Genomic DNA, 25,020 nt, shown 5'->3' with positions numbered 1-25,020 from the left:
ATCAAGAGCTGCCCGCCCTGGCTGCCGCCACCAAGCCCCGAAACAGGGCCTGATGTCGTGCCTTGTGGGGCAGGAACTCCGGATGCCACTGCACCCCGATGGCCATCGCGCCGTCCCGGACCTCGATGGCCTGGACCACGCCGCTGGGCTCCCGACCGGCGATGACGACCCCTTCTCCCAGGCGATCCACCGCCTGGTTGTGCAGGGCATTCACTGCCAGGGGTTCCGGCCCCACCAGTTGGGCCAGGCGGCAGTCCGGTTCCAGCGTCACCTGCTTGCGAGGCAGAATGCTGCGTACCTGAGGACATTCCCGGTAGAAACCGCTCAGTTCCTGATGCAGCGTGCCGCCATGCACCACGTTCAGCAGCTGCATGCCCCGGCAGATGCCCAGCACCGGCAGATTGTGTTCCCGGGCGGTGCGGATCAAGGCTTCTTCCAGTCGGTCCCGGCCCTGATCCTCGCCTTCCAGGCGGGTGAAAAGGGTCCGTCGCAGCAGCCATAGCAGGGGGTAGAACACGAACCCTAGCAGTCGTTGCCGGCCGCCGCGCTCGGTGGCCTCGATCTCCCGGATCAGGCTCAGCGGGTCCTGGCCGTAGAGGGCAGGGTCCACGTCGGCGCCGCCGCCGATCACCAGGCCATCCAGGCCGGTGCCGTCATGGGGACGGGCGGGGGTGATCCGCAGTGGTATACCCCCGGCCCGCAGGATGCACCAGGCGGTCATCAGCCAGGCCGCCATGCCCCCCTGGTCGGGGCCGGTGACGCCGATACGAGGTCTGTGTGTCATGTTCCGCTCCGTAGCCAGTCACTCACCTGGGCAGCCCATCGGCGTCCCTTGTCCAGCAGGGTTTCCTCGGGCCGGTTCAGGTAGGCATGGGCCATGGCCGCCAGCCGTGGAGGATCCTCCGCCAGACGCTCCACCGCCACCCAGCCGTTCCAGGGCACGCTCAGGTCCCAGTCCGGCTCGTCGATCCGGCAGTCCGGCAGGCGATAGTGGAAGGTGGGCCGGGGGCGGATCAGGTGATGTTCCACCGGTGCCGCCTCGATCTGCCCGGGGGACAGATGGGCGAACAGGGGCAGCATGTCGAGGGGGCGATTGCGGGTGGGGTTGTCGGTCAGGTAGTCGTCGATGAGCCGTTCCAGATCCGGGGCATAGTCCGGTTGCAGGATGCGTTGCTCCCAGCTGGGAGGGAAGGGCTCCACGAAGGGTGTCAGTCGCCGTGACAGGTCCGTCTGTGCCTCTTCCAGCAGCCAGTCATGGAGCAGCAGGAAGGCTTGCAGGTGCCGCAGGATGGAATCGACATCCTGCCGGGCCAGCTCCAGATTGAGCTGCAGGCCGAAGGCATAGACCAGGGAGGCGTGAGTGCCCCTGGCGCCGGCTGCCCGCAGGCGTGCCCGCAGCTGGTCCAGTTCCGGCAGGGCGTCATGGGGAATGGGCGGGGCCACCACTTCGTGGGGGACGATCAGCCCCGCCACTTCCGCCAGGGCGCGTTCCAGGGTGCCCGGTTCCGCCTCCCGGTCCACCGTGACGCCCATGCTTTCCAGATAATCCAGATACTCACGGCGCTTGAGCAGGCTGCTGTCCAGTTCCAGCTGAAAATCACCGAAACGGGTACCGGTGATTGTCTGCTCGAATGGGGATAGACGTTGCTGCTCGCCGCCGAAACCGTCGATGATGATCCCGGCGATGGCGTCCAGGGAGATGTCGGCCATCTCCATTTCCACGCCGACCCGGCGCAGGCTGCCGTCGGTGGTGCGGGGTTGGGGCAGGGGGGCGAATGCAGTCATGGGATGCTCCCTTGGTCGGGGCCTGTTCACAGGGTGACAAAATTGGGCGCGGTCGTCATCTTTTTGCCCTGCTCAAGTGCTTCCCAGCAGCCCGCCAAGCCTTTAATCTCCCTGCCATGATGATCCGATTCACGAAAATGCACGGCCTGGGCAACGACTTCGTCGTCATCGACGGCGTGCGTCGCCAGGTCCGTCTCACCCCGGACCACGTCCGGTTCCTGGCCCATCGGCGCCTGGGGGTCGGCTGCGATCAGGTGCTCATGGTGGAGCCGCCCACCGATCCCTCCCGGGCGGCCTTTCGCTATCGCATCTTCAATGCCGACGGCAACGAGGTGGAGCAGTGCGGCAACGGCGCCCGCTGCTTTGCCGTGTTCGTCCGGGATCAGGGGTTGACCGGAGAGACCCGGATCCCCGTGGAAACCGCCGCCGGACTCATCACCCTGCAGGTGGAGGCGGACGGGCAGGTGACCGTCGACATGGGTCCGCCCCGGCTGACCCCCTGGGAGATCCCTTTCGAGGCCGACAAGGCGGCACCCTGGTACACCCTGATGGTGAATGATCAGGCCCTGGAAATCGGTGCCGTCTCCATGGGCAACCCCCATGCGGTGCTGCGGGTGGATAACGTGCAGACTGCCGAGGTGGCCCGCCTGGGGCCGGCCATCGAGGGGCATCCCCGTTTTCCCCGGCGGGTGAACGCCGGTTTCATGGAGGTGGTGTCTCCCACTCATATCCGTCTGCGGGTCTATGAGCGCGGTGCCGGCGAGACCCTGGCTTGTGGCACGGGGGCCTGCGCCGCCGTCGTCGCCGGCCGGATTCAGGGGCTGCTGGAAGACCGGGTGAACGTGGATCTGCCGGGTGGCCGGCTTGTGATACAGTGGGCGGGTCGCGAAGACGACCCGGTCTTCATGACCGGTCCCGCCACCTCGGTCTTTACGGGGACCATCGAACTATGAGCATATCCGACAAGGGGGCTCTCGCGGACGAGACCCTCTCCGAAACGGCCGTGGAATCCTACCTGCGAGCCCATCCCGATTTCTTCGAACGTCATCTTCCCCTGCTGGAGGTGATGCGGGTGCCCCATCCCTGCGGTGACGCGGTGTCCCTGATCGAGCGTCAGATCGGGCTCCTGCGGGAACGCAACCGGGGTCTGGAGCGCAAGCTGATGGATCTGGTGCAGGTGGCGCGGGAGAACGAGCGCCTGAGCCAGCGCCTGCATCAGCTGGCCCTGGGGCTGATGGAGGCGGACAGCCTGGATGCGGTGCTGGCCACCACTCAGGAACAGTTGCGCAACGAATTCCGGGCCGACGCGGTGGTGGTGCGCCTGTGCGGAGATCCGCAAAGGGGCCTTCACTTCACCGCCCCCGATGACCCGGCCATGCGCAGTTTCGACAAGCTCTTCGAAACCCGTCGTCCCCTGTGCGGACGGCTGTCCGCCGTCCAGTTCAAGGCCCTGTTCCCCGAGGACGAGGGCAAGTCGCTGCATTCCGCCGTTGCCGTACCCCTGCTGGAAGGGACCCGTCCCCTGGGGGTGCTGGGGCTGGGCAGCCGGGATGGCGCCCGTTTCCATCCCGGCATGGGTACCCTGTTCCTGGATTATCTGGGCGAGATCCTCTCCCACGCGGTGGGTCATCGTCTGGCCGCGGGATGAACACGCCCGATACCGCTCCCATGGATGGCCGCATCCAGGCCTATCTGAACCATCTGGCCCGTGAGCGGGCCTGCTCTCCCCATACGGTGAGCAATTACCGGCGGGACCTGATCGCCCTGCGCGGTCATGTCCTGCTCCCCGGTGCCGAGCCGGACTGGTCCCGCGTGACCGTCCATGACATTCGCGCCCTGGTGGCGGCCCGTCACCGGGCCGGTGCCTCCGGGCGCAGTCTGCAACGTCTGCTGTCCGCCGTGCGGGGATTTTTCAATTTCCTCATCCGCGAGGGCGTGGTGGGGGCCAATCCGGCCCAGGGGGTGAGGGCGCCCAAGACCCCCCGCAAGTTGCCCGAAGTGCTGGATGTGGAGGAGGTGGGGCGATTGCTGGAGATTCCCGGCGACAGCCTGCCGGCGGTGCGTGACCGGGCGGTGCTTGAGCTGTTCTATTCCTCGGGGCTGCGCCTGTCGGAATTGACCGCCCTGGACTGTACCCAACTGGATCTGGAGGACGGCATGGTGCGGGTGCTGGGCAAGGGTCGCAAGGTGCGCCAGGTGCCGGTGGGCCGCAAGGCGCGGGAGGCGTTGGCGGCTTGGTTGCGGGTGCGCTCCCAGTGGGCCGCGGTGGACGAACCGGCCCTGTTCGTGGCCCGTCATGGACGGCGCCTGACGCCCCGTACCATCCAGCAGCGGATGGCACGCCGCGCCCTGAGCCAGGGACTGGAGCGGCATGTGCACCCCCACCTGCTGCGCCATTCCTTTGCCAGCCACATCCTGGAATCGTCCCAGGATCTGCGCGCGGTGCAGGAACTGCTGGGGCATGCGGACATCGGTACCACGCAGATCTATACCCATCTGGATTACCAGCACCTGGCCCGGGTCTATGATGCCGCCCATCCCCGAGCGCGGCGGCAAAAGCAAAACTCCTGACCGCCCTTCTCCCCTCGTGCCCCAGTTCCGTTACAATGCCCCCTCAGTCGTCGGCATCAAGACGTGAGGAGTCTCCCCTTGGAACAGTTCCGTGGTACCACCATCGTCTCCGTGCGCCGCAACGGGCAGGTCGCCCTCGGTGGGGACGGGCAGGTTTCTCTGGGCAATACCATCATGAAGGGCAATGCCCGCAAGGTCCGGCGTCTGCACCATGATCGGGTGGTGGCCGGTTTTGCCGGGGGCACCGCCGATGCCTTCACCCTGTTCGAGCGCTTCGAGGGCAAGCTGGAAAAATACAGCGGCAACCTGCTGCGTGCCGCCGTGGAACTGGCCAAGGACTGGCGCACCGAACGTTCCCTGCGCCGCCTGGAGGCCCTGCTGGCGGTGGCCGACAAGGACAACTCCCTGATCATTTCCGGCAACGGTGACGTGATCGAGCCGGAAGACGGCATCATCGCCATCGGCTCCGGCGGTCCATTCGCCCAGTCCGCCGCCCGTGCCCTGTACGAGAACACCGAGTTGTCGGCTCGGGAGATCACCGAAAAATCCCTCAACATCGCCGCCGACATCTGCATCTACACCAATCATCACCTGACCATCGAGGAACTGTGATCCCGGTGGATCGCAGCCCCCGTGTCAGCGTAAAGAGATGTGCCATGACTGAAATGACTCCCCGCGAAATCGTTCAGGAGCTGGACCGTTTCATCGTCGGTCAGGATGCCGCCAAGAAGGCGGTGGCCATTGCCCTGCGCAACCGCTGGCGCCGCCAGCAGTTGCCCGCGGCCCTGGCCCGCGAGGTCACGCCCAAGAACATCCTCATGATCGGCCCCACCGGCGTGGGCAAGACCGAGATCGCCCGCCGCCTGGCTCGCCTGGCCAATGCCCCCTTCATCAAGGTGGAGGCCACCAAGTTCACCGAGGTGGGCTATGTGGGCCGGGACGTGGAATCCATCATCCGGGATCTGGTGGATGCCGCCGTCAAGATGCTGCGGGAGCAGGAGATGGACAAGATGCGCCACCGGGCCGAGGAGGCCGCCGAGGAACGCATCCTGGATGCCCTGCTGCCGCCGCCGCGCGGCAGCGGCGGCTTCATGGCCGACGATACCCCGTCCCGGGGCGCCGATTCCGAGACCCGGCAGAAATTCCGCAAGCGCCTGCGGGAAGGCAAGCTGGATGACAAGGAGATCGAGATCCAGGTTCAGGCCCTGCCGCCGGGCGTGGAGATCATGACCCCGCCGGGGATGGAGGACATGGCCAGTCAGCTGCAGGGCCTGTTCCAGAACCTGGGCGGGCAGCGTACCCGCACCCGCAAGTTGAAGATCGCCGAGGCCTTCAAGCTGATCACCGACGAGGAGGCCGCCCGCCTGGTGAACGAGGATGACATCAAGCTGCGGGCCGTCTCCCATGTGGAGCAGAACGGCATCGTCTTCCTCGATGAGATCGACAAGGTGGTTCGTCGCGGTGAATACAGCGGCGCCGACGTCTCCCGGGAAGGGGTGCAGCGGGATCTGTTGCCCTTGGTGGAAGGTTGCACCGTCTCCACCAAGTTCGGCTCCGTGCATACCGACCACATCCTGTTCATCGCTTCCGGTGCCTTCCACCTGGCCAAGCCCTCGGATCTGATCCCGGAACTGCAGGGTCGTTTGCCCATCCGGGTGGAACTGGAGGCCCTCACCGCCGAGGATTTCGTGCGCATCCTCACCGAACCCCGTGCCTCCCTAACCGAACAGTATGCGGCCCTGCTGGCCACCGAGGGCGTTACCGTGGAATTCACCGAGGACGGTGTGCGCCGTCTGGGCGAGATCGCCTTCCAGGTGAACGAGCGTACCGAGAACATCGGTGCCCGGCGCCTGCATACGGTCATGGAGCGGGTGCTGGAGAAGATCTCCTACGAGGCCCCCGACTGCAGCAGCCCCCTGGTCATCGATGCCGCCTATGTGAGCGAGCGTCTGGGCGAACTGGTGCAGGACGAGGATCTGAGCCGCTACATCCTGTGAACCCCGCGGGAGGAACGTGCCGTGAAACATCGCCCCACCGACATCCGCCTGCACCGTCAGGCGCGGATGCTGGAAATGGTCTACGCCGACGGTGAGAGCCACCGGCTCAGCTGCGAATTCCTGCGGGTTTACTCCCCTTCCGCCGAGGTGACCGGCCATGGTCCCGGCCAGGAAGTGCTGCAGGTGGGCAAGGAAGCCGTGACCATCACCGGCATCGAGCCGGTGGGCAACTACGGCATCAAGCTGGTGTTCTCCGATGGGCACGATACCGGCATCTACGATTGGGAATATCTTTACCGGTTGGGCGTCGATCAGGCCCGGCTGTGGCAAACCTATCTGGAGCGACTGGAGGCCGCCGGCCACCAGCGCCAGGGCTGATAACTGGAGCATGCATGTCCGACGACAAAACCACTGATTTCGGCTACGAACAGGTGCCGGTGCAGGACAAGGTCAAACGGGTGGGGCAGGTGTTCCATTCCGTGGCCAGCCGGTACGACGTCATGAACGACCTCATGTCCATGGGGATTCACCGGATCTGGAAGCGGTTCACCATCGAGGTGGCCGCGGCGCGTCCCGGTCAGAAGATCCTGGACCTGGCCGGCGGCACCGGCGACCTGACCTCCCGTTTTTCCCGCATCGTCGGTCCCACCGGTCAGGTGGTGCTGTGCGACATCAACGCCTCCATGCTCGCCTGCGGCCGCGCCCGGCTGATCGACGAGGGGTTGGTGGGCAACATCAACTACGTCCAGGGCAACGCGGAATGCCTGCCCTATCCGGACGACTATTTTGATCTCATCACCATTGCCTTCGGCCTGCGCAACGTCACCGACAAGAACGCCGCCCTGCGTTCCATGCTGCGGGTGCTGCGTCCAGGCGGCAAGCTGCTGGTGCTGGAGTTCTCCCAGCCCACCAGCAAGCCCCTGCAGTCGGTCTACGATGTCTACAGCTTCAAGGCCCTGCCGCTGATGGGTAAGGTGGTGGCGGGAGACGCGGACAGCTACCGCTATCTGGCGGAGAGCATCCGCATGCACCCGGACCAGGAAACCCTCAAGCAGATGATGCAGACGGCCGGTTTCGAGCGCTGCGACTACCACAATCTGACCGGCGGCATCGTGGCGCTGCACAAGGGCTACAAGCTCTAGCGCCGCGGGCCTGCCCCACGGGAGAGATGCCCATGCCTACACCGCCCACCCTGGTCACGGCCCTGCTGGAGCAGGCCATCCGTCGTTACCTGGCGCTGGACCCCGACAGCGGGGAGCGCCTGGCGGTCCTGCGGGGCGGCGTGGTGGCGCTGCAGGTCACCGGCGTGGATCTGTGTCTGTATTTCGTGCCGGCGCAGGACTACCTGCAGGTGCTGGGGCAGTATGACGGCGAGCCTGGGGTGACCATCAGCGGTGCCCCCGCCACCCTGGCGAGCCTGATGGCGGGGGAGCCCGGCGCCCGGTTGCCGGAAGGGGTCGGCGTGATCGGCGACCCTCAGCTGGCCCGCCTTTTCAGCGACCTGCTGCGGCAGGTGGATCTGGACTGGGAAGAACTGCTGGCCGGCCTCACCGGTGATCTGGTGGCCCATCGCGCCGGTGAGGCCTGGCGAGGCCTGTCGGCCTGGCTGCAACGCAGCCGTGAATCCCTGCGCCTGGATGTGAAGGAATACCTGCAGGAAGAGACCCGCAGCCTGCCCACCCGGGGCGAGGTGGAGGTCTTCATGGACGAGGTGGACCGTCTGCGCAGCGACGCAGACCGCCTCCAGGCCCGTATCCAGCGCCTGGAACAAGCCCGGGAACGGGCCCAGCGATAAGAACATTCAGGACTCTCGATGCGTCATCTGCACCCTTCCCAGTTGCTTCGACTGATCACCATCAATCGTGTCCTCATCCGCCACGGGCTGGATGACGTGGTGCTGACGATCCGTTTGCTGCGCTCCGTGCGCTTCTTGCGCTACCTGGGTCCGTGGAACTGGTTCCGCACCGTACCCTATGGACGGGGCGAACGGATTCGCCGGGCCCTGGAAGATCTCGGCCCCATCTTCATCAAGTTCGGCCAGATGATTTCCACCCGGCGGGACCTGCTGCCCGAGGATATCGCGGTGGAACTGGCCAAGCTCCAGGACCGGGTGCCGCCGTTCCCCAACGAGCAGGCCCGGGCCATCATCGAGAAGTCCCTGGGGCGTCCCATCGAGAGCCTGTTTGCCTCCTTTGAGGAGACCCCGATGGCTTCCGCCTCCATCGCCCAGGTCCATGGGGCGGTCATGCATGACGGTCGCCGGGTGGTGGTCAAGGTGGTGCGGCCCAACATCGAGAAGGCCATCCGCCGGGACGTGGAACTCATGTACGTCATCGCCGAGCTGACCGAGCGCTACTGGCCCGAGGGCAAGCGGCTGCGACCGGTGGAGGTGGTGGCCGAGTACGAACAGACCATCCTGGACGAGCTGGACCTGCTGCGGGAGGCCGCCAACGCCTCCCAGATCCGCCGCAACTTCGAGAATTCCAATATCCTCTACATGCCCGAGGTGTTCTGGGACTACTGCCGCAAGGACGTGATGGTGATGGAGCGCATCCAGGGGGTGCCGGTGTCCGACGTGGCCACCCTCAAGGCCCTTGGGGTGGACCTGAAGCTGCTGGCTGAGCGGGGGGTGGAGATCTTCTTCACCCAGGTATTCCGCCACAATTTCTTCCATGCGGACATGCACCCGGGCAACATCTTCATCGATGTCTCCGATCCGGCGGACCCCAGCTATCTGGCGGTGGATTTCGGCATCGTCGGCACCCTCTCGCCGGCGGATCAGCGCTATCTGGCAGAGAATTTCTATGCCTTCTTCAATCGGGACTACGCCCGGGTGGCGGAGCTGCACGTGGAGTCCGGCTGGGTGCCGCCGGATGTGCGGATCACGGAGCTGGAGGCGGCCATCCGCACCGTGTGCGAACCCATTTTCGAAAAGCCCCTCAAGGACATCTCCTTCGGTTACGTGCTGGTGCGCCTGTTCCAGACCGCCCGGCGATTCAACATGGAGGTCCAGCCCCAGCTGGTGTTGCTGGAAAAGACCCTGCTGAACATCGAAGGCATGGGTCGGGATCTCTACCCGGAACTGGACCTGTGGCAGACCGCCCGTCCCTTCATCCAGCGCTGGATGGACGAGCAGGTGGGGGTGCGGGCCCTGGTCAAGGGTCTGCGGCGCAATCTGCCCCTGATCCTGGAAAAGGCCCCGGACATGCCGGGTCTGATCCACGAGGCCCTGCGGCTTCAGGCCCGCGGCGTGGGGGTGCGGGGCATGGACAAGGCCCAGTTCCAGGCCCTGCGGACGGAAGTCCGGGAGGGCAACCGGGCCACCATCCTGGCGGTGGCCGGGGGCAGCCTGCTGATCAGCGGAGTGCTGATGCTGACCCTGGCGCCGGAGTTGCCGGCGGTGATGGGCGCGCCCTGGCCGGCCTGGCTGGCCGGCATCGCCGGTCTGGGGATGCTGCTGCTGGCCTGGCTGCGCCGGGCCTGAGACACGGGCGAAGCGGTTGTTCCGCCCCTGACCGGTGAGGGGCAGGGCAGGTAGGGCGCAGGATGTGCCTTACCATGTCGGCAAATCTGCTAAGGTGGATTCGTGGTTCCCTCTTAAGGTGGATCTCTCTTGGCAACCCCGGTGAACGGCTCGTTCGACGCCGAAGACAGCAAACCGACGGATTCTTCCGGCCTCCCAGCGATGCTGGACGAGATACTCCGGCTGTCTCCGGCCGTGGTTTATTACACCGAAGCCGTCCCTCCTTACCGCATCGAATACATTTCACCCAATCTACGCCTGTTCCTGCGCATTGATGACGAGAAACTCACCGCCCCCGGGGGGTGGTTCCATCTCGTACATCCCGATGACGTGGCGCCCACCCTGGCTCAATTCGAGACCTGGCTGCAGGGGGATTCAACCCGGGATCTTAACCGTCGTTACAGGATCATGACCCACGAAGGCAGTTACATCTGGGTCGAGGATACCTGCCGCAAGGTCTTCAAGGAGGGACGGCTGATGCACATTGCCGGTGCCGCGCTGGATATCACCCGCCAGCAGAAGGTGGAAGAAACATTGCGCAAGATCGCCGAGGCGGCTCCAGGCATGATCTATCAGTTTGAACGCCGTGCCGACGGGCGTTATTGCATACCCTATGCCAGCCATCAGATGCGGGATCTCTTTGGTGTCGATCCCGGGGATGTGGAGAATGATCTGGACCGGCTGCTGAACGTCTTTCATCCCGATGACGTCGAACGGGTGATGCAGAGTGTCGAAGCGTCGGAACGCACCCAGACGTTCTGGAGCGTTGATTATCGGGTCTGCGTGGATGGTGAAGTGCGTTGGCTGCACGGGCAGTCCACTCCGGAACGGACCCCTGAAGGGGGAACCCTCTGGCATGGTCTGGTCATGGACATCACCCGCCAGAAGCAACTGGAACAGGAACTGCGGGAAATGAGCATCCGCGATGCCCTGACCGGTCTGTTCAACCGGCGCTATTTTTTCGACGTGGTATCCCGGGAGTTGGACCGGTTCGGCAGGACGGCCTCCCCGTTCTGCGTGATCATGGTGGATCTGGATAAGTTCAAGGCCATCAACGACCAGCACGGTCATGCCAAGGGCGATGAGGTCCTGATCGCCTTCGCAGGCATCCTTAAAGCGCGTTTGCGCCGCACGGATGTCTCGGCCCGTCTGGGGGGCGAGGAGTTCGTGATCTTCCTGCCGGATACCTTGCTGGACCAGGCTTTCTGGTTGGGGGAGGAGATCCGGGTGGATGTGGCGGCCATCCGGCTGAGCGGTGCGAGGGATGCCACCTTCGGTGTCACGGCGAGCTTTGGCCTGACACAGTGTCAGGCTTCTGATCAGTATCCCGATGACCTGCTGCGGCGTGCGGATTCGGCGCTGTATCAGGCCAAGCGCCAGGGCCGAAACCGGGTCATCAGCATTCCCGCCATCATCTGAGATTCGTCCGCGCCTGTTATTTTCAGGGCCGGTTATGCACAGGCTTGCCATGGTTGGCCTTGGCCCGGAATCGCCTTTCCCGCAGTCGGAAGTCTTTGAGTGTTGGGTGGTTTAGTCTTTTTAAATCAATGCTATATTTTTTTGCTCTGTTTCCTGCCGTGGTGTCGGCGCCTGAAGGTGATCAGGGTATCGACATGACATCCACAGTCTTGTCCACAGTTTTGGGGCGGCTCAAGCGCTTGTCCTTTGCCGTCACTCCCGCGAAAGCGGGAGTCAAGGATTCAGCGGGTCAGTGTCTGGATTCCCGCGTGCGCGGGAATGACGCATGAACCTGGGTTCGGCCACGGATGCTCCCTTCTCCCTCTGGGGGAGAAGGGTCGGGGATGAGGGGAGGGGGGATGGAATGGCCCGAGCGGGCATTTCAAGCCAGGCTGGCTAGCCCCCCTGCCGGAGCAGTGCCTCCAGTCGGGCCACTTCGGTCTGGGCATTCACCAGGTCGGTGACGTCGTACTGCACACCGAGGAAATAGATCAGTTTGCCGGAGGCATCGAACAGGGGCCGGATGCTCAGGCGGTTATGGAACAGGGTGCCGTCCTTGCGGTAATTGCGCAGGGTGACTTCCACCTCCCGTCTTTCCGCCAGCGCTTTGCGGATCTCCTCGATGGCCGGCTGTTCCCGGTCCTCTCCCTGCAGGAAACGACAATTGTGACCGATGATTTCCGCGCGGGAGTAGCCGGTCATGTGCTCGAATACCGCGTTGGCGTAGACAATCGGGTTGTCCGGCAGATCGGGGTCCGAGAGTGTCACGCCGTTGACGCAGGTATCCAGGATCTGGGCGAGTACGGAAGGGATCAGGCCGGAGGCATCTTTTTCGGGAATGAAGTCCATGGAGGCGATGACTCTGAAGGTTGAACGGGGCGGGTTTCAGGCCGCGGAGGGGGATGGCGGCTCGATCTCCGCCTCGACCAGTCCCTTGAGGTTGCGCACCGTGCGCTCGGTACCCTCCTGTACCGCCAGACGGATGAGTTTCTCGAACGGACGCAGGGGTAGACTGAGCTTCCCCATCTCAAAGCTGAAGTGCAGTTCGGTATGTTGCTCCCGGGGTTCGAACCGGTAGTCGATGCGGTAGGGGTCCCTCACGCCGCGAAAGGTGACCTGCCGCCCCGGCTCCAGTGCGATCACCCTGAAGTCGGATTCCGTGCGCCGCCCCTGGTCCACCCGCACCTGATGCCCGGTCCAGCCTACCTGCAAGGGGCCGTGGGTGAGCACCCGCAGGCTCTTCACCTCGGGGGACCAGCGCGGGTAGTTGGTGACGAAGTCTTCCACCACGAAACGAAAGACCTGTTCCAGCGGGCGTCTTATCAGCGTGCGTGTCTGGGCCTTGACCATGGCCGGGGGTCTCCGGAAACCCGTATCGAGTGTGAGTATAGCTGCTGTCATTTCGGTTGCTCATGGCGGCATCCTTTCAGGCGGCCAGATCGAAGACCAGCACCTCGGCCCCGTCTCCGTCACTCAGCGCCAGTCGCGTCTCTCCGGTCAGGAGCAGGGCATCGCCGTCCGCCAGGCGATGGTCGTTGGCGGTGAGCGCCCCCTTGATCAGATGTACGTAGTATCTGCGTTGCGGATCCAGATCCAGCGCGGCCTGTTCGGCGCCGTCGAACAGGCCGGCCAGCAGGCGGGCATCCGCGTGGAGGGTCACGGCACCCTGGGCACCGTCCGGCGAGGCCAGCAGGCGCAGTCGTCCACGCTTTTCTTCGTCGCCAAAGTGTTTCTGCTCGTAGCTGGGCGGGATGCCCTTCCGATCGGGAAGGATCCAGATCTGGAGCAGGTGGGTGATGCGGTCCGGGGCGTGATTGAACTCGCTGTGACGGATGCCGCTGCCGGCGCTCATGCGCTGCACGTCCCCCGGGGGAATGGCGGTGCCGTTGCCCAGGCTGTCCCGATGGGCCAGTTCACCGCTGATCACGTAGGTGATGATCTCCATGTCCCGGTGCCCATGGGTGTCGAAGCCGCCCCCCGGTGCGATGTGGTCCTCGTTGATGACGCGCAGATTGCCCCAGCCCATCCACGCCGGGTCGTGGTAATCGGCAAAGGAGAAGGAGTGACGGGACTGCAGCCAGCCGTGATCGGCATGGCCGCGTTCATGGGAACGTCTGATCCTGATCATCGCGGATACTCCGTGAAGGTCTTTCAAGTTTTTGGCAGGCCTGTCTTTCTTTGGTTCACGGAGGTTTGCAATCGTGCCCGGTGGCGGTATCGTGACGGCATTTGGAAATGGGATTTCGTCCCGCGGGAGAGGGTATGGGGCATGCCGAACAGGGCGATGACACCGGGCAGCGGGAAAGGCCTGCCAAGCCCCATGCCGGAGTGCGTCGCCTGTGGCGCAGCCTGGGGCTGCGCCACAGGCTGCTGATGGCGTTTCTGCTGGTGGCACTGGTTCCCCAGGGGGTGTTGTTCCTGGCTCAATACCATCACACCCGTGTCCTCACCTTGTCCCTTGCGGAGGCCGGCCTGGAGCGGATTGCCCAGGTTCAGCAGCGGCGCCTGAATCTGGAGTTCCGGCGCATGATCGATCACCTGGACCTGGTGGCCAGCCGGACCCAGATGCGCATCAGCCTGGAGGCTTATCTGCGGACCGGCGATCCCGTCCATCACCGGCTGATTGATCGCATCCTGCGGGATGCACTGGAACCCGTGGAAGCGCTCGGCGGGATCTGGATTCGCGACGGGGAGGGTCGCTCCGTGACGGGTGTATACCATGAAGGGCGCCTGGGTGAGACCGGCATGCGACCGCCCGTGTTGCGGCAGCCGGAGATCAGTCTCGAGGTTCACTGGCCGGAAAACGGCGACCGGCCCACGCTCTGGGTCAGCGGCCCTCTGGTGCTTGATGATCGTCATATCGGCAGTCTGCACCTGTTGGTACTGATGGATGATCTGCTGGCCGTGGTGGAAGACTTCCCCTATGAGGATCTGGGCGGGAAAACCTTGCTGCTACTGCGTGAGGGGCAGCAAGGTCTTCGTATCCTCGGTGTCGATGCCGGTCTGGATCACGGTATCTGTGTCGCCTTCGGCGAGGTTCCATTCGTCCCCGATGCCGGACCGGTCCGTGTCTGTGACCATTTGCTGCTGGCGATGCCCCTGGACCATGGCCTGGGCGACGTGGTGGTTTATGTATCGCTCCAGGTGCTGAAGGCGGCGCTCAGGGAACAGACGCAGTTTCTCCTGGTGACGGTATTGTTCGTCCTGCTGCTTTGTCTGGTCATGGCACTCGTATTGACCCGCATGATCTCCAGGCCGGTGAGCCTGCTGACCCAGGCCACCCGAGCCTTGCGCAGGCATCAGAGCGATGTCTTCGTCAAGGAGCCGTTCTGGGGGGAATTCACCGAATTGACCCGATCCTTCAACCAGTCCGCCGGCATCATCACCCGCCGCACCCGGGACCTGAGCCGGGAGGTGGAGGCACGGCGTCGTTCACAGCAGAAGCTGGCCGATCTTGCCAATACGGATGCACTCACCGGGCTGGTGAATCGGCGCCGGTTCATGGAAACACTCGGACAACGGATGGAGAAGCACCGGCATGATGGGGGGCGTCTGACATTGCTTTATCTGGATCTGGACGGGTTCAAGCCCATCAATGACCGTCTGGGGCACGAGGCGGGAGACATCGTGCTGCAGGTGGTGGCGGAGCGCCTGCGCAACCTGGTGCGTGGTGATGATATCGCGGCCCGTCTGGGAGGGGACGAATTTGCCCTGCTGCTTTCGGAGAACGGCGGCAGGAACGCCGATCCCGGCAAACTGGCACTGCGTGCCGAAGAACAGATTTCCCTGCCCATCGAGGCCAAGGGCCACATGGTGAATGTGGGTTGCAGCGTCGGCGTGGCGTTATTCAGGCACACGGACAAGCCCCAGGACTTTCTCAACCGAGCCGACGAGGCCATGTATCGCATCAAGCAGACGCGTCGCGAGCGGCCCCGGGATCAGAGGTGATCTGCCGGATGGGTTGTGTCCCGGCGCCGCCCGGTGGGCGTTTCAATGTCGGCAGGCCCCCTCCAATGGTTGCGGCAGGGGTTCTTTGGTCAACAGGCTGCGAACGGCGGCGATCGGGTCCGTGGCGCTGGTCACATGGACCCGGATCCCTTGGGCCGCCAGACGGCGAATGAAGCCGGGACCCGCCCCCTGGGTGATCAGGTCGGTGAGTCCCAGCTCGAATAGAGGGTGGGATTGGCCCCGATGTTCGTGCAGGGCCATCTCCATGGGAAGATCCAGGCTTTGCAGTTCTTCCGGGGCATCCGCCGCGCCCGGCCCGAAGACCAGAAAGCGCCGGCACTTGCCCGCATGGCCGGTGATGGTGCGAAAATTCTGACTTGTCACGGCAATGCGCATGTTGGTTTCTCCGTCAAGATTCGTGGCCAATTATGCGCATATGACCATAATAGATACAAGCATCCATCACGGAGCAGCCCATGCCAAGGCCACGCGGTCCACGCCGGATCACCTGTCGTCCCGACTGTACCTACTTCAAGCCGGCCGGCATCCCGCTGCGGGATCTGGAGGAGGTCGTGCTGGCACTGGAGGAGGTGGAAGCCCTGCGTCTGGCGGACCTGGAAGGCCGCTATCAGGCGGATGCGGCGGACAGCATGGGCGTGTCGCGCAGCACGTTTTCCCGCATGCTGGACTCTGCCCGCAAAAAGGTCTCCGAGGCCCTGCTGCAGGGCAAGGCCATCAGGATCGAGATGGCCGATACTCCGCGGACAGGGCCGCCGGAATGAGGCGCCGGATCATTCCTCGACGCAGATCTCCCGCCTTCTGATCGCGATGCCCGTGCGGATCAGCAGGGCGCCGATGATGAAGGTGAGCACGCCGATCATGACCACGCCGATCACGTAATGGAGGGGATCACCGGTCAGGCCGTGCATCTTGATGGCCGCCAGGGTCATGGCCGCCATGGGGAATGAATAGGCCCACCAGGAGATGAAGAACTTCAGTCGTCCGAAGCGACCCACCAGGGAGAACAGCAGCAGGGTCAGGAACAGGCCGGTGTAGAACAGCACCCGGGCAAAGGGATCCAGGCTGTCGGTCAGGCTGAGATAGGAAATGAAGCCCACGGCCGGCGGCGCCACCAGGATGAACAGGGTGGGCACCAGCCTTTCCGGCAGTGGATCATGGAAAATGATCCGGTAGAACACGATGGTCAGCAGCACGATCCAGAACACCAGGCCGATGCTGAAGAACAGCCAGGAGATTTCCGGGCTGGCATGGTGTACTCCGGCGATGGGCACCAGGATGTTACCCACCACGGGGATGAACCAGGCTGGATTCATGTGCTGGATCTGGAAGCTGGTGTGATTGATCCACACCGACATCACGTACAGGGTGAACAGCAGGTGAAGCACCGCGCCCACGGACCAGAGCACCAGCGACAGGCCGGGGGCGTCCTCCAGGAAGGCAATGGACAGCAGGATCAGGCTGATGGAGATGGTGGCGAAGAAGTTGCGCTTGATGGGGTGGTTGAGTTCCTTGACCACGGCTTCCCGGTAGCGGACCAGCTTGGTCAGATAGAGTGCCGCCACTCCCAATAGGGCCACCACGGCGAAGCCCCTCAGGACATCACCGATGACCGGGGGGACGGCCAGCAGGGCATCGGCCCGGTCCCAGACGATGGCGAAGCCCAGCAGGCCCATGATCATGGCGAACCAGGCGACAGGGAAGTGCGGCAGTCTCGGTTGTGATTCCATCGGATGCCCCCGTGAGCAGTTGATCCGGCGACGCCCGAAGCCGGACTCCGGCGCCCTTTGAATGCCGCACACTTTAAGGGAAACGGGCAATATTAGCCATCGCTTAATTTCATCGTGGCAACCCCGTTCCGCTCTCCTTTTCAGGGGTATGCGCGTAAGTCCCTGAAAATGAATCCTGATTCGTGTATACTGCAGCGGTCCTGGGCATGACGACCGGCATCGGGACCCTGTCAAGCGGCATCAAGACCGCCTTGCCCCACCTTATCTGCGCTGCATCGGCAGACGCACGACCCCATGGCACAGGCCCACAGGGCCAGGCCGACACTCACTCAGGCCGGACAGAAACGCGGTTCCCTCATGTGTCCTGCCTGACGGAAAGAGAGGTACCCCATGTCCAATAAGGAAGATCTCATCGAGATGGAAGGCACCGTCACCGACGTGATGCCCGATCAGCGTTTTCGCGTGGAACTGGAGAACGGCGTGCAGGTGCAGGCCTACGCCTCCGGCAAGATGCGCCGCTACCGTATCCGTGTGGTCAGCGGCGACAAGGTCAAGCTGGAGATGTCTCCCTACGACCTGACCAAGGGCCGTATCAGCTACCGCTACAAGCATTGATCCGGTTCGTGGGGGCATCCCTGCCCCCTGCCCGCCCCCTGCGCCCGGTGCCTACCGGGTCGCCATCAGGGTCCGATCCAGGGCCTGACGCAGTTCCTCCGCGCCGGCCGGTGCCGGCAATTGTTCCACCAGTGTCCCCTGGGCTGAAAACAGCAGCACGGCCCCGTCCCGAACCCCGTGCCGGTTCGCCAGGCTGCGTCCGTCGGGGGTGCCCACATTGGCCACCAGGAAGTGGACCCGCGGCATGTAGTCATCACGGATCTCGTCCATGTAGCCCATCACCCGCATGCCCGCCAGGAAGGAGGCGTCGTAAGTGAGTACCAGGGCAGGGCGCCCGTCTCCGATGCGGCTCAAATCCGTGGAGTAGGCGCCCTTAGGCAGTTGGCTCCAGATCAGGGCGGCGGCCGCCAGCAGGATCAGGGGCGTCATCAGCAGTCTGGCCCAGCGGGGCAGTCCCTTGCGGGACGGCTTGGCAGTGTCTTGGCTCATCTATCCTTTGCCTCCAGGGTGTTTCGGTTTTTCGGCCGGTCTCAAAGGCCGCTGCGTCGCAAGGTCCAGAGCAGCCACCCGCCGAAGCTGAGGGTCACGGCCAGCGCGCCCAGATACGCGTGCCAGCCCAGGCCGTGATACAGGAATCCCGGCAGGAACGACCCGGTGGTACCGCCCGCATAGTAAAAGGCAATATACAGTCCGTTGACCACCCCCCGCTGCTCGCCGCCGGCCTGATTGAGCACGCCCGGTGCCAGGGAATGGATCAGGAACATGCCGGCGCAGAGCACGAACATGCCCACGAACATCACCCACACCTGGGAACCGGTGAAGAACAGCAGGGCGGCCAGGAACACCGCGCTGCCCAGCAGCATGGTGTTCACCGCGCCGCCGATATGGTCGGCGATGCGCAGGGAGAGCAGGGAAGTGACCACGCCCATCAGGTAACCCGCATACATGAAGGCGATGCCGGTCTCGCTCAGTCCGGTGCCCAGTTCCACCAGGCGGAAGGGCAGGAAGTTGAGTAGCGAGGCAAAGGCACCGAAGGCGCAGAACACCACCAGGTACAGACGCAGGAAGCTGGGTTGCCGCAGCACCTGCAGGATGGTCCGCGGGTCCAGGCGCTGGAAGCTCACCGGCGGGTCGGCCTTCAGGCGCTGCAACAGCAAAGCGCACAGGGCGATGGCCACGGCCAGGAACAGGAATGACCAGCGCCAGCCGAACTGGGTGGAGATCAGCCCGGAGATCATGCGCCCCAGAAAGCCTCCCAGCACGCTGGCGGCAATGTAGATGGCCATCACCCGGGCGATCTGTCCCGGCGGGGCGCTGGCGGCCAGGTAGGTCATCAGGGAAGTGAGCATGGCGGGAATGATCAGCCCCTGGGCCAGGCGAAGGGCCAGCAGCAGTTCAAAGCTGGTGACCAGATACACCGCCACCTGGGTGACGGCCAGCAGCCAGGTGGCGCCGATCAGCAGGCGCCTGGCCGACAGTCTCTGCAGCAGGAAACCATAGGCCACCGGCGCGATGGCCAGGGGCAGCAGGGCCACGGTGATCAGCAGCGAGGCCCTGGCCTCGCTGACGGCAAATGCCTCCGCCAGCACGGGCAGCAGGGGCTGGGGGGCATAGAGGGATGAAAAGACCAGAATCGCGCAATACTGCACGATAAGAAGATGACTGATATGCAAGGGAGTGCTCCTGACGCAGGCGCAATGCTGCTGGACGGGGCGATGACCGTGGGTTGCATTTTACAGCCGGTCACGTGACAGCGGCAGTAACTGTGCGACAATCAGTGCGACCGGTGCCATGTCAGGGTGGACTGGCGCGCCGAGACAGCAAAGAGCCATGTCCTGCACGAGAGAGATATACCATGAAGCTGAGCAAGATCCTGTTTGCCACCGACCTTTCCGCCGGCGCCGACAACGCCGGTCGACGCGCCCTGCAGCTGGCCGCTTCGGAAGGCGCCCGACTGCGGGTGGTCAACGTGATTCCTGCCCCGACCCTGGACGAGACCGTCCTCAAGCGATGGCGGGGTGATGCGGACACCCTCATGGCGGATCTGGTGGAGGCCACCGAGCAGGCCATGGCGGAGCGGATGACGGCGCTGGGCGCCGCCGACGACCTGGACATGGACATCCGCTGCGTGCGGGGTCAGGGTCACAAGCAGATCCTGGCGGAGGCCCGCGAGTTCGGAGCGGACTTGATCGTGGTGGGCTCCCACGGCCAGCGCAGCTTCAAGGAGATCCTGCTGGGCACCACCACCCAGAACCTGGTCCACCATGCCGATCGCCCCATCCTGGTGGTGAAGAAGCCGGTGCAGGGGGCTTACCGCCATATCGTGGTGCCGGTGGATTATTCCGAACGGACCCGCAGCGCCCTCCGCCTGGCCGCGGCGCTTTCCCCCGAGGAAACCCTGCGCGCAGTGCATGCCTACAACATGGATTCCCTGGACGAGGTGCTGCGCAACCGGGTGGTGGCCAGCGAGGTGGCGAGGATCAAGCAGGAAGTGCGCGCCGAACAGGAGCAGGAGCTGAATGATTTTCTGGCCGGTTGCGGTCTGCCGACGGAGCGGCTCTCCGCCGAGCTGCGTCTGGGCTATGCGCCCGATGTGCTGGAGCGGGCCGTGCAGGAGTTCAGGGCCGAGCTGGTGGTGATGGGCACCCACGGCCGCAACCGTCTCCAGGATGCCCTTCTGGGCGGCGTGGCCCGCCGGGTGGTGCACCAGGTGCAGGACGCGGACGTGTTGCTGATCCGGGGATGAGAGGGAACCGCCACCGGCCCCGGGTTCAGCCCCCGGTGCCGGTGCGCCGGCCTGGTTCCGTCAGTCCTTCCTGTCCCTCCCTGAACTGCAGGGCTGCCAGTCGGGCATAGAGTCCTCCCTGGGCCACCAGCTCATCGTGGGTCCCCACGGCGGCGATCCTGCCCTGGTCCATGACCACGATCCGGTCCGCCTTGCGGACCGTGGCCAGGCGGTGGGCGATGATCAGGGTGGTGCGTCCTTCCATCAGGTGTTCCAGAGCTTCCTGGACCAGGCGTTCACTTTCCGCGTCCAGGGCGCTGGTGGCCTCGTCCAGCAGCAGCAGGGCCGGGTCCCTGAGGATGGCGCGGGCGATGGCGATGCGCTGGCGCTGGCCGCCGGACAGGCGTACGCCCCGTTCTCCCAGATGACTGGAAAACCCCTCCGGCAGGCGGTCCAGGAATTCGCTGGCATGGGCCGCATCCGCCGCCTGTCGGATCTGTTCCCGACTCACTCCGTCCATGCCGAAGGCGATGTTTTCCCAGGCATCGGCGCCGAAGATGACCGCATCCTGGGGCACCAGAGCCATGCGTCTTCGTAGCTGGCCCGGATCTGTTTCCCGAATGTCCACCCCGTCAAAACGGATGCGTCCGGACTCGGGGTCATAGAAGCGCAGCAGCAACTGCAGGACGGTGGACTTGCCGGCCCCCGAGGGCCCCACCAGGGCGACCTTCTCGCCGGGTTCGAGGGTCAGGGTGATCCCGTCCAGGGCCGGAGGCTCGGGGCGGGAGGGATAGCGGAACACCACCTGCTCCAACTGCACCCGGCCCTCGGGTGGGGCCGGCAGGACTCGCGGCCGGGTGGGCGGGGTGATGGCGGGTTCCGTATCCAGCAGTTCGATCAGGCGTTCCGCCGCACCGGTGGCCCGGAACAGCTCGCCGATGACTTCGCTGATGGCGCCCACGGCGCCGGCCACCAGCACGGCATAGAACACGAATGCCGCCAGCTGTCCATTGCTCATGCGTCCGGCCAGCACGTCGTGCCCGCCGACCCACAACACCAGGCTGATGCTGGAAAATACCAGCAGCATCACCATGCCGCTGAGCAGGGCGCTGAAGCGGGTGCGCCGGATGGCGGTGTCGAAGGCCTGTTCAACCTGGCGGCCATAGCGCAGCATGTCCACCGCTTCATGGCAGAAGGCCTGGACGGTGCGGATACCATAGAGGGTTTCGTCAATATAGGCACCAATGTCGGCCACCCGGTCCTGGGACTGGCGGGAAAGACGGCGGACATGGTGTCCCAGGATCCACACCGGCACGGTGATCAGTGGCACCCCCAGCAACACGCCCAGGGTCAGCTTGGGGCTGGTGATGAACAGCATGGCCATGCCGCCGCAGAACAGCAGCAGGTTGCGTACCGCGATGGCCAGGGTGGAGCCCACCACCACCTGTACCAGGGAGGTATCCGTGGTCAGACGGGAGATCACTTCCCCGGTGCGGGTCATCTCGAAGAAGGCTGGGTCCAGGCGCAGTACTTTCTCGAATACCGCCCGGCGCAGGTCCGCCACCACCCGCTCACCGATCCAGGTCACCAGATACATGCGTACCGAGACCGCGGTGGCCATGAGCAGCACTACGCCCAGCAGGAGCATCAGGGCCTGGTTCAAAGCGGCGGCATCGCCGGCGGTCAGTCCCTGATCGATCACCAGGCGCAGCACGGCCCCGAAAGCCAGCACGGCCCCGGACCCCGCCACCAGGGCCACGGCGGCGGCAATGATGCGGCCCGTGTGAGGTCTGGCAAAGCCCAGCAGACGTCCCAGCACCCGCAGGTTGCGGCTGGTGGGGCGGTTGCTCAGTTCGGTTTCATGTTCCGACACGATCCTGTTTCCTTGACGACCTGAAGGCGGGCCTATCTTAAACCTTTCCGGCCCCGTCAAGACCCTGAAAAGCATGCGGGAAAGCGGTCTCAGATCACGCCGCGTTCCGCCAATGACACCAGTTCGTCGCCAACGATGATGTGATCCAGTACCCGCACGTCGATCAGTCCCAGGGCCTCTTTCAGGCGTCGGGTGATGGCCTCGTCCGCCCGTGAGGGTTCGGCGATTCCCGATGGGTGGTTGTGACTCAGGATGACGGCCGCCGCGTTGTGGATCAGGGCGCGGCGCACCACTTCCCGGGGATGGACGCTGGCGCCGTCGATGGTGCCCCGGAACAATTCTTCAAAGGCAATGACCCGGTGGCGATTGTCCAGGAACAGACAGGCGAAGACCTCGAAGGGATAGTCCCGCAGGCGGGCACTCAGGTAGCGCCGGGTATGTTCCGGGCTGGTGATGGCATCACCACGCTTGAGTGTCTCGGACAGGTGCCGCCTTCCCATCTCCAGCACGGCCTGGAGCTGGGCGTACTTGGCCTTTCCCAGGCCATGGGCGGTGCAGAAGTCCTGAAGGTCCGCCTGCAGCAGGGGGCGCAGGCCGCCAAAACGGGTGAGCAGGTCACGGGCCAGATCCACGGCGGTGCGGCCTGCCACCCCGGTGCGCAGGAAGATGGCCAGCAGTTCGGCATCGGACAGGGCCGCGGCGCCGCGGGCAATGAGTTTTTCCCGGGGGCGTTCGGCGGCGGGCCAGTCGGTGATGGGCATGGTTGACCTCCTTGTGCTGAGCGGACAGTCCGGTGTCCTGGGGCTTGCGGGCATCATGACGTGTCCTGGCGGGTGTGTCCATCCGGCTGAAACCCCGGCTTTTGCCGCCATGACCCATCCACTCGTTGACCCGGGTCAAGCTTTTGTGAGTCTTGGGTCTTTCCGGGGCTTCCGTCTGTATCGAAACCTTGACATCGCGCGGCGTCAGCCTAGACTTACACCCTGACTACGGTCCCTGTCAGACAGGTCGGCCAGGCCGGACTGAAGGGGCTGCATCAGAAGTTGATGTTTGCAAGAACGTCCGGATCTCGAAAGGGGTCTGTACTTAAACCAAGAGGGTAATATCAATGAGCGAATACAGAGCGAGCAAGCCCAGCAACCCCAGAGACGACTGGAAGCTGTGGCTGGTGGTCAATCCTGGCACCTGGCTGATGCCCATTCTGATGGCTGTCCTGGTCGTTGCCCTGGCCGTTCACGCCTTCGTGTACGCCAACGACAACTACAACCCGCTGACCTTCGACGCCAGCGCCGTTGAAGCTTCCGAGTAAGAGAGGACTAGACCATGAATGACAACAGCATCTCCGGCCTGACCGAAGAACAAGCCAAGGAATTCCACGAGCAGTTCAAGACCACCTTCACGGTGTTCATGGTTCTGGCTGCCGCCGCTCACTTCCTGGTGTTCATGTGGAGACCCTTCTACTAAGAAGGTCTTTGCAGTAGCGGTGCTGCACTAGCAGTGCAGGTGGAGGAATACCTGTCGGTTCGATCGACGCGCGATTGTGACTTTTGCAGAGGCCAATCGTTCGGAGAACCGCCAGGCTCCTCCACCTTCCGTTTGAGGGCATGGGTCTAATATTGATCAAAACCCTCGGGTATTGCAACCCCCCCTCCTGAAATTTTTATCGCCCGCGGTCCGTGCGGTCGATCATGTCAGTCCTTCCTAGGTGCATTCTCTTCCCGTCCGGTCGCGTGTTCCGACTCCGGCCCTGCGATGACGACCCGGTTACGGCCCTGATTCTTGGCTTGATAAAGCGCGGCGTCGGCACGTCTTATCAGCGCTTCCGCATCCTCTTCGGGCTCAAGCACGGCGATACCGATACTGACACTGAGTCGATGATCCAGCCCGTTGGGGCGAAGCTCCCAGGTACTTGCCCGGATGCGTTCCGCCACCGCCGCGGCCACGTGGCGATGGGTGTCAAACATGTAAAGTCCGAATTCCTCTCCCCCCAGTCGCCCCGGCAGGTCTGACATTCTGACCAGCGCGCGCAGCAGTTCCGCAAAGGCGGTCAGCGCTGTGTCACCGGCGGCATGACCGAAGCTGTCATTGATCTGCTTGAAGTGATCCAGGTCCATCATCAGGATGGAGAGGGCATGCCGGCGACTCTGGGCCTGGACCACCCCTTGTTGGAGGCGCTCCATGAAATACCGGCGGTTGGCCAGGTGCGTCAACGCGTCGGTGCGGGCCAGCTGCTGATTCAGCTCGTTGGCCACGGCCAGATCGTGATTGGCCTTGCGAAGATCCCTGACCAGGCGGGACATTTCCAGTGCCAGATTGCCCATGCGGCCGATCACGTCGCTGTCGTCCGTCTTGGCGGGCTCCCCGATCAGCAGTGTGTGGGCATTGAGCGGATAGGCATGGAACAGGTAGTTTTCTCCTCCCATGACGGTGTTGAATATCCGGGCGATGGCGGTACGGTGGGCAAGTCCCGGCTCGATGTCGGGCATCTCGTCATCGCTGGCCAGGAACCGGGACAGGGATTCACCGCGTACATCCGCAAATCCGGCAAAGCGGGAACGGAACGTGACGTTGGCACCCATGATCCGGCCGTCACTGTCCACTTCCACTACCACCAGGCGGCCGGACTCCATGACATAGCTGTGGAGTGCCCGAGCCAGTTCGGGCTGCAGGGTGGGATCAAGAGCTGATGGGTTCATCAGTTTCCGCCTCCAGGGTTCGCGCCCATCGGACCGCCGCGTCACCGACCAGAAGGCAGTTCCCGTGGCGCCGATAACGGT

Annotated in this window: 28 protein-coding genes; 16 read left to right on the top strand and 12 right to left on the bottom strand. The window is 64.2% G+C overall.

The window, feature by feature from the left end:
* Position 1 precedes the first annotated feature (1 nt).
* Positions 2-784, bottom strand: coding sequence for a gamma-glutamyl-gamma-aminobutyrate hydrolase family protein (locus ACLF6L_RS15400; protein WP_412852049.1), 783 nt, complete (start codon positions 782-784; stop codon positions 2-4).
* Entirely contained in the window at positions 781-1,785 is a 1,005-nt protein-coding gene (locus ACLF6L_RS15395) for an amidoligase family protein (RefSeq protein WP_008930778.1), read from the bottom strand. The genes ACLF6L_RS15400 and ACLF6L_RS15395 overlap by 4 nt, the downstream gene beginning before the upstream one ends.
* Positions 1,786-1,901: 116 nt before the next feature.
* On the opposite strand from ACLF6L_RS15395, the gene dapF reads away from it, so the two are divergent.
* The 10 genes from dapF (at position 1,902) to ACLF6L_RS15345 (ending at position 11,295) form a co-directional block, all read left to right on the top strand.
* Positions 1,902-2,738: a diaminopimelate epimerase gene (gene dapF, locus ACLF6L_RS15390; RefSeq protein ID WP_238617102.1), complete on the top strand. Its 837-nt coding sequence runs from the start codon at positions 1,902-1,904 to the stop codon at positions 2,736-2,738.
* On the top strand, positions 2,735-3,433 hold the full coding sequence (locus ACLF6L_RS15385; protein ID WP_238617101.1) for a DUF484 family protein: 699 nt from the start codon (positions 2,735-2,737) through the stop codon (positions 3,431-3,433). The genes dapF and ACLF6L_RS15385 overlap by 4 nt, the downstream gene beginning before the upstream one ends.
* On the top strand, positions 3,430-4,356 hold the full coding sequence (gene xerC / locus ACLF6L_RS15380; RefSeq protein ID WP_050814178.1) for a tyrosine recombinase XerC: 927 nt from the start codon (positions 3,430-3,432) through the stop codon (positions 4,354-4,356). The genes ACLF6L_RS15385 and xerC overlap by 4 nt, the downstream gene beginning before the upstream one ends.
* 78 nt (positions 4,357-4,434) lie before the next feature.
* Positions 4,435-4,968, top strand: coding sequence for an ATP-dependent protease subunit HslV (gene hslV / locus ACLF6L_RS15375; protein WP_238617100.1), 534 nt, complete (start codon positions 4,435-4,437; stop codon positions 4,966-4,968).
* A gap of 44 nt (positions 4,969-5,012) precedes the next feature.
* Entirely contained in the window at positions 5,013-6,353 is a 1,341-nt protein-coding gene (gene hslU, locus ACLF6L_RS15370; RefSeq protein WP_008930783.1) for an ATP-dependent protease ATPase subunit HslU, read from the top strand.
* A 66-nt stretch (positions 6,354-6,419) separates the two neighbouring features.
* Positions 6,420-6,731 carry a gamma-butyrobetaine hydroxylase-like domain-containing protein gene (locus ACLF6L_RS15365; protein WP_050814180.1) on the top strand — a complete coding sequence of 104 codons (312 nt, stop codon included), beginning with the start codon at positions 6,420-6,422 and terminating at the stop codon, positions 6,729-6,731.
* A 14-nt stretch (positions 6,732-6,745) separates the two neighbouring features.
* A complete protein-coding gene (ubiE, locus tag ACLF6L_RS15360; protein ID WP_008930785.1) occupies positions 6,746-7,495 on the top strand; it encodes a bifunctional demethylmenaquinone methyltransferase/2-methoxy-6-polyprenyl-1,4-benzoquinol methylase UbiE in 750 nt (249 codons plus the stop codon).
* Positions 7,496-7,527: 32 nt separating this feature from the next.
* Positions 7,528-8,148 (top strand): SCP2 domain-containing protein, encoded by a 621-nt coding sequence (locus ACLF6L_RS15355; protein ID WP_412852048.1) that lies wholly within the window; start codon positions 7,528-7,530, stop codon positions 8,146-8,148.
* A gap of 18 nt (positions 8,149-8,166) precedes the next feature.
* On the top strand, positions 8,167-9,837 hold the full coding sequence (ubiB, locus tag ACLF6L_RS15350) for a ubiquinone biosynthesis regulatory protein kinase UbiB (RefSeq protein ID WP_238617098.1): 1,671 nt from the start codon (positions 8,167-8,169) through the stop codon (positions 9,835-9,837).
* A gap of 129 nt (positions 9,838-9,966) precedes the next feature.
* Positions 9,967-11,295, top strand: coding sequence for a sensor domain-containing diguanylate cyclase (locus tag ACLF6L_RS15345; protein ID WP_238617096.1), 1,329 nt, complete (start codon positions 9,967-9,969; stop codon positions 11,293-11,295).
* A 435-nt stretch (positions 11,296-11,730) separates the two neighbouring features.
* On the opposite strand, the gene ACLF6L_RS15340 is transcribed toward ACLF6L_RS15345, so the two are convergent.
* From ACLF6L_RS15340 to ACLF6L_RS15330, 3 genes are all read right to left on the bottom strand, one after another.
* Entirely contained in the window at positions 11,731-12,183 is a 453-nt protein-coding gene (locus tag ACLF6L_RS15340; protein WP_238617095.1) for a PAS domain-containing protein, read from the bottom strand.
* 36 nt (positions 12,184-12,219) lie between these two features.
* Positions 12,220-12,684, bottom strand: a complete 465-nt coding sequence (locus tag ACLF6L_RS15335; RefSeq protein ID WP_238617094.1) for an SRPBCC family protein — start codon at positions 12,682-12,684, stop codon at positions 12,220-12,222.
* 76 nt (positions 12,685-12,760) lie between these two features.
* Positions 12,761-13,462, bottom strand: coding sequence for a pirin family protein (locus tag ACLF6L_RS15330; protein ID WP_412852047.1), 702 nt, complete (start codon positions 13,460-13,462; stop codon positions 12,761-12,763).
* A 134-nt stretch (positions 13,463-13,596) separates the two neighbouring features.
* On the opposite strand from ACLF6L_RS15330, the gene ACLF6L_RS15325 reads away from it, so the two are divergent.
* Positions 13,597-15,282 carry a diguanylate cyclase domain-containing protein gene (locus ACLF6L_RS15325; protein ID WP_412852046.1) on the top strand — a complete coding sequence of 562 codons (1,686 nt, stop codon included), beginning with the start codon at positions 13,597-13,599 and terminating at the stop codon, positions 15,280-15,282.
* A 42-nt stretch (positions 15,283-15,324) separates the two neighbouring features.
* Here the strand turns inward: ACLF6L_RS15325 and ACLF6L_RS15320 are convergent, their stop codons facing one another.
* The gene (locus tag ACLF6L_RS15320; protein WP_412852045.1) at positions 15,325-15,678 is read right to left on the bottom strand and encodes a NifB/NifX family molybdenum-iron cluster-binding protein; all 354 of its coding nucleotides are present in this window, start codon (positions 15,676-15,678) and stop codon (positions 15,325-15,327) included.
* An 80-nt stretch (positions 15,679-15,758) separates the two neighbouring features.
* Here ACLF6L_RS15320 and ACLF6L_RS15315 point away from each other — a divergent pair, with 80 nt between their 5' ends.
* Positions 15,759-16,064, top strand: a complete 306-nt coding sequence (locus ACLF6L_RS15315; protein WP_008930794.1) for a DUF134 domain-containing protein — start codon at positions 15,759-15,761, stop codon at positions 16,062-16,064.
* Between the two features lie 9 nt (positions 16,065-16,073).
* Here the strand turns inward: ACLF6L_RS15315 and ACLF6L_RS15310 are convergent, their stop codons facing one another.
* Positions 16,074-17,030, bottom strand: coding sequence for an SLAC1 anion channel family protein (locus tag ACLF6L_RS15310; RefSeq protein WP_412852044.1), 957 nt, complete (start codon positions 17,028-17,030; stop codon positions 16,074-16,076).
* A 390-nt stretch (positions 17,031-17,420) separates the two neighbouring features.
* On the opposite strand from ACLF6L_RS15310, the gene infA reads away from it, so the two are divergent.
* A complete protein-coding gene (gene infA / locus ACLF6L_RS15305) occupies positions 17,421-17,645 on the top strand; it encodes a translation initiation factor IF-1 (RefSeq protein WP_008930796.1) in 225 nt (74 codons plus the stop codon).
* A 51-nt stretch (positions 17,646-17,696) separates the two neighbouring features.
* Here infA and ACLF6L_RS15300 read toward each other — a convergent pair whose 3' ends face one another.
* Positions 17,697-18,134, bottom strand: coding sequence for a hypothetical protein (locus ACLF6L_RS15300; RefSeq protein ID WP_412852043.1), 438 nt, complete (start codon positions 18,132-18,134; stop codon positions 17,697-17,699).
* Between the two features lie 41 nt (positions 18,135-18,175).
* The gene (locus ACLF6L_RS15295) at positions 18,176-19,318 is read right to left on the bottom strand and encodes an MFS transporter (protein WP_238617087.1); all 1,143 of its coding nucleotides are present in this window, start codon (positions 19,316-19,318) and stop codon (positions 18,176-18,178) included.
* Between the two features lie 182 nt (positions 19,319-19,500).
* Between ACLF6L_RS15295 and ACLF6L_RS15290 the strand changes: the two genes are divergently transcribed.
* Entirely contained in the window at positions 19,501-20,391 is an 891-nt protein-coding gene (locus tag ACLF6L_RS15290) for a universal stress protein (RefSeq protein ID WP_238617086.1), read from the top strand.
* 25 nt (positions 20,392-20,416) lie between these two features.
* On the opposite strand, the gene ACLF6L_RS15285 is transcribed toward ACLF6L_RS15290, so the two are convergent.
* Both ACLF6L_RS15285 and radC read right to left on the bottom strand, forming a co-directional pair.
* Positions 20,417-22,243, bottom strand: coding sequence for an ABC transporter transmembrane domain-containing protein (locus tag ACLF6L_RS15285; RefSeq protein ID WP_412852042.1), 1,827 nt, complete (start codon positions 22,241-22,243; stop codon positions 20,417-20,419).
* A gap of 89 nt (positions 22,244-22,332) precedes the next feature.
* Positions 22,333-23,004, bottom strand: a complete 672-nt coding sequence (radC, locus tag ACLF6L_RS15280) for a RadC family protein (protein ID WP_238617084.1) — start codon at positions 23,002-23,004, stop codon at positions 22,333-22,335.
* Between the two features lie 347 nt (positions 23,005-23,351).
* Here radC and pufA point away from each other — a divergent pair, with 347 nt between their 5' ends.
* A complete protein-coding gene (pufA, locus tag ACLF6L_RS15275; protein ID WP_238617083.1) occupies positions 23,352-23,552 on the top strand; it encodes a light-harvesting antenna LH1, alpha subunit in 201 nt (66 codons plus the stop codon).
* 14 nt (positions 23,553-23,566) lie between these two features.
* Positions 23,567-23,707: a light-harvesting antenna LH1, beta subunit gene (gene pufB / locus ACLF6L_RS15270; RefSeq protein WP_200171375.1), complete on the top strand. Its 141-nt coding sequence runs from the start codon at positions 23,567-23,569 to the stop codon at positions 23,705-23,707.
* Between the two features lie 227 nt (positions 23,708-23,934).
* Here the strand turns inward: pufB and ACLF6L_RS15265 are convergent, their stop codons facing one another.
* Complete coding sequence (locus tag ACLF6L_RS15265; protein ID WP_412852041.1) at positions 23,935-24,939, bottom strand: GGDEF domain-containing protein; 1,005 nt, start codon at positions 24,937-24,939, stop codon at positions 23,935-23,937.
* Positions 24,940-25,020: the final 81 nt, after the last annotated feature.

The sequence above is a fragment of the Ectothiorhodospira shaposhnikovii genome, assembly GCF_047222355.1.
Taxonomy (GTDB): Bacteria; Pseudomonadota; Gammaproteobacteria; order Ectothiorhodospirales; family Ectothiorhodospiraceae; genus Ectothiorhodospira.
Note: the sequence above shows the minus strand (reverse complement) of the source record. Positions and strands in the feature narration are given on the sequence as shown.

Bases quoted from the DNA above. Each gene is read 5' to 3' on its own strand.
- ACLF6L_RS15290 (WP_238617086.1), top strand. From the start codon at position 19,501: ATGAAGCTGAGCAAGATCCTGTTTGCCACCGACCTTTCCGCCGGCGCC.
- ACLF6L_RS15315 (WP_008930794.1), top strand. From the start codon at position 15,759: ATGCCAAGGCCACGCGGTCCACGCCGGATCACCTGTCGTCCCGACTGT.
- ACLF6L_RS15355 (WP_412852048.1), top strand. From the start codon at position 7,528: ATGCCTACACCGCCCACCCTGGTCACGGCCCTGCTGGAGCAGGCCATC.
- ACLF6L_RS15365 (WP_050814180.1), top strand. From the start codon at position 6,420: ATGCTGGAAATGGTCTACGCCGACGGTGAGAGCCACCGGCTCAGCTGC.
- ACLF6L_RS15265 (WP_412852041.1), bottom strand. From the start codon at position 24,939: ATGAACCCATCAGCTCTTGATCCCACCCTGCAGCCCGAACTGGCTCGG.
- infA (WP_008930796.1), top strand. From the start codon at position 17,421: ATGTCCAATAAGGAAGATCTCATCGAGATGGAAGGCACCGTCACCGAC.
- pufB (WP_200171375.1), top strand. From the start codon at position 23,567: ATGAATGACAACAGCATCTCCGGCCTGACCGAAGAACAAGCCAAGGAA.
- ACLF6L_RS15400 (WP_412852049.1), bottom strand. From the start codon at position 784: ATGACACACAGACCTCGTATCGGCGTCACCGGCCCCGACCAGGGGGGC.
- ACLF6L_RS15310 (WP_412852044.1), bottom strand. From the start codon at position 17,030: ATGGAATCACAACCGAGACTGCCGCACTTCCCTGTCGCCTGGTTCGCC.
- radC (WP_238617084.1), bottom strand. From the start codon at position 23,004: ATGCCCATCACCGACTGGCCCGCCGCCGAACGCCCCCGGGAAAAACTC.
- ACLF6L_RS15395 (WP_008930778.1), bottom strand. From the start codon at position 1,785: ATGACTGCATTCGCCCCCCTGCCCCAACCCCGCACCACCGACGGCAGC.
- ACLF6L_RS15320 (WP_412852045.1), bottom strand. From the start codon at position 15,678: ATGCGCATTGCCGTGACAAGTCAGAATTTTCGCACCATCACCGGCCAT.
- xerC (WP_050814178.1), top strand. From the start codon at position 3,430: ATGAACACGCCCGATACCGCTCCCATGGATGGCCGCATCCAGGCCTAT.
- ACLF6L_RS15340 (WP_238617095.1), bottom strand. From the start codon at position 12,183: ATGGACTTCATTCCCGAAAAAGATGCCTCCGGCCTGATCCCTTCCGTA.
- ACLF6L_RS15300 (WP_412852043.1), bottom strand. From the start codon at position 18,134: ATGAGCCAAGACACTGCCAAGCCGTCCCGCAAGGGACTGCCCCGCTGG.
- ACLF6L_RS15335 (WP_238617094.1), bottom strand. From the start codon at position 12,684: ATGGTCAAGGCCCAGACACGCACGCTGATAAGACGCCCGCTGGAACAG.
- ACLF6L_RS15325 (WP_412852046.1), top strand. From the start codon at position 13,597: ATGGGGCATGCCGAACAGGGCGATGACACCGGGCAGCGGGAAAGGCCT.
- dapF (WP_238617102.1), top strand. From the start codon at position 1,902: ATGATGATCCGATTCACGAAAATGCACGGCCTGGGCAACGACTTCGTC.
- pufA (WP_238617083.1), top strand. From the start codon at position 23,352: ATGAGCGAATACAGAGCGAGCAAGCCCAGCAACCCCAGAGACGACTGG.
- ubiE (WP_008930785.1), top strand. From the start codon at position 6,746: ATGTCCGACGACAAAACCACTGATTTCGGCTACGAACAGGTGCCGGTG.
- ACLF6L_RS15385 (WP_238617101.1), top strand. From the start codon at position 2,735: ATGAGCATATCCGACAAGGGGGCTCTCGCGGACGAGACCCTCTCCGAA.
- ACLF6L_RS15330 (WP_412852047.1), bottom strand. From the start codon at position 13,462: ATGATCAGGATCAGACGTTCCCATGAACGCGGCCATGCCGATCACGGC.
- hslU (WP_008930783.1), top strand. From the start codon at position 5,013: ATGACTGAAATGACTCCCCGCGAAATCGTTCAGGAGCTGGACCGTTTC.
- ubiB (WP_238617098.1), top strand. From the start codon at position 8,167: ATGCGTCATCTGCACCCTTCCCAGTTGCTTCGACTGATCACCATCAAT.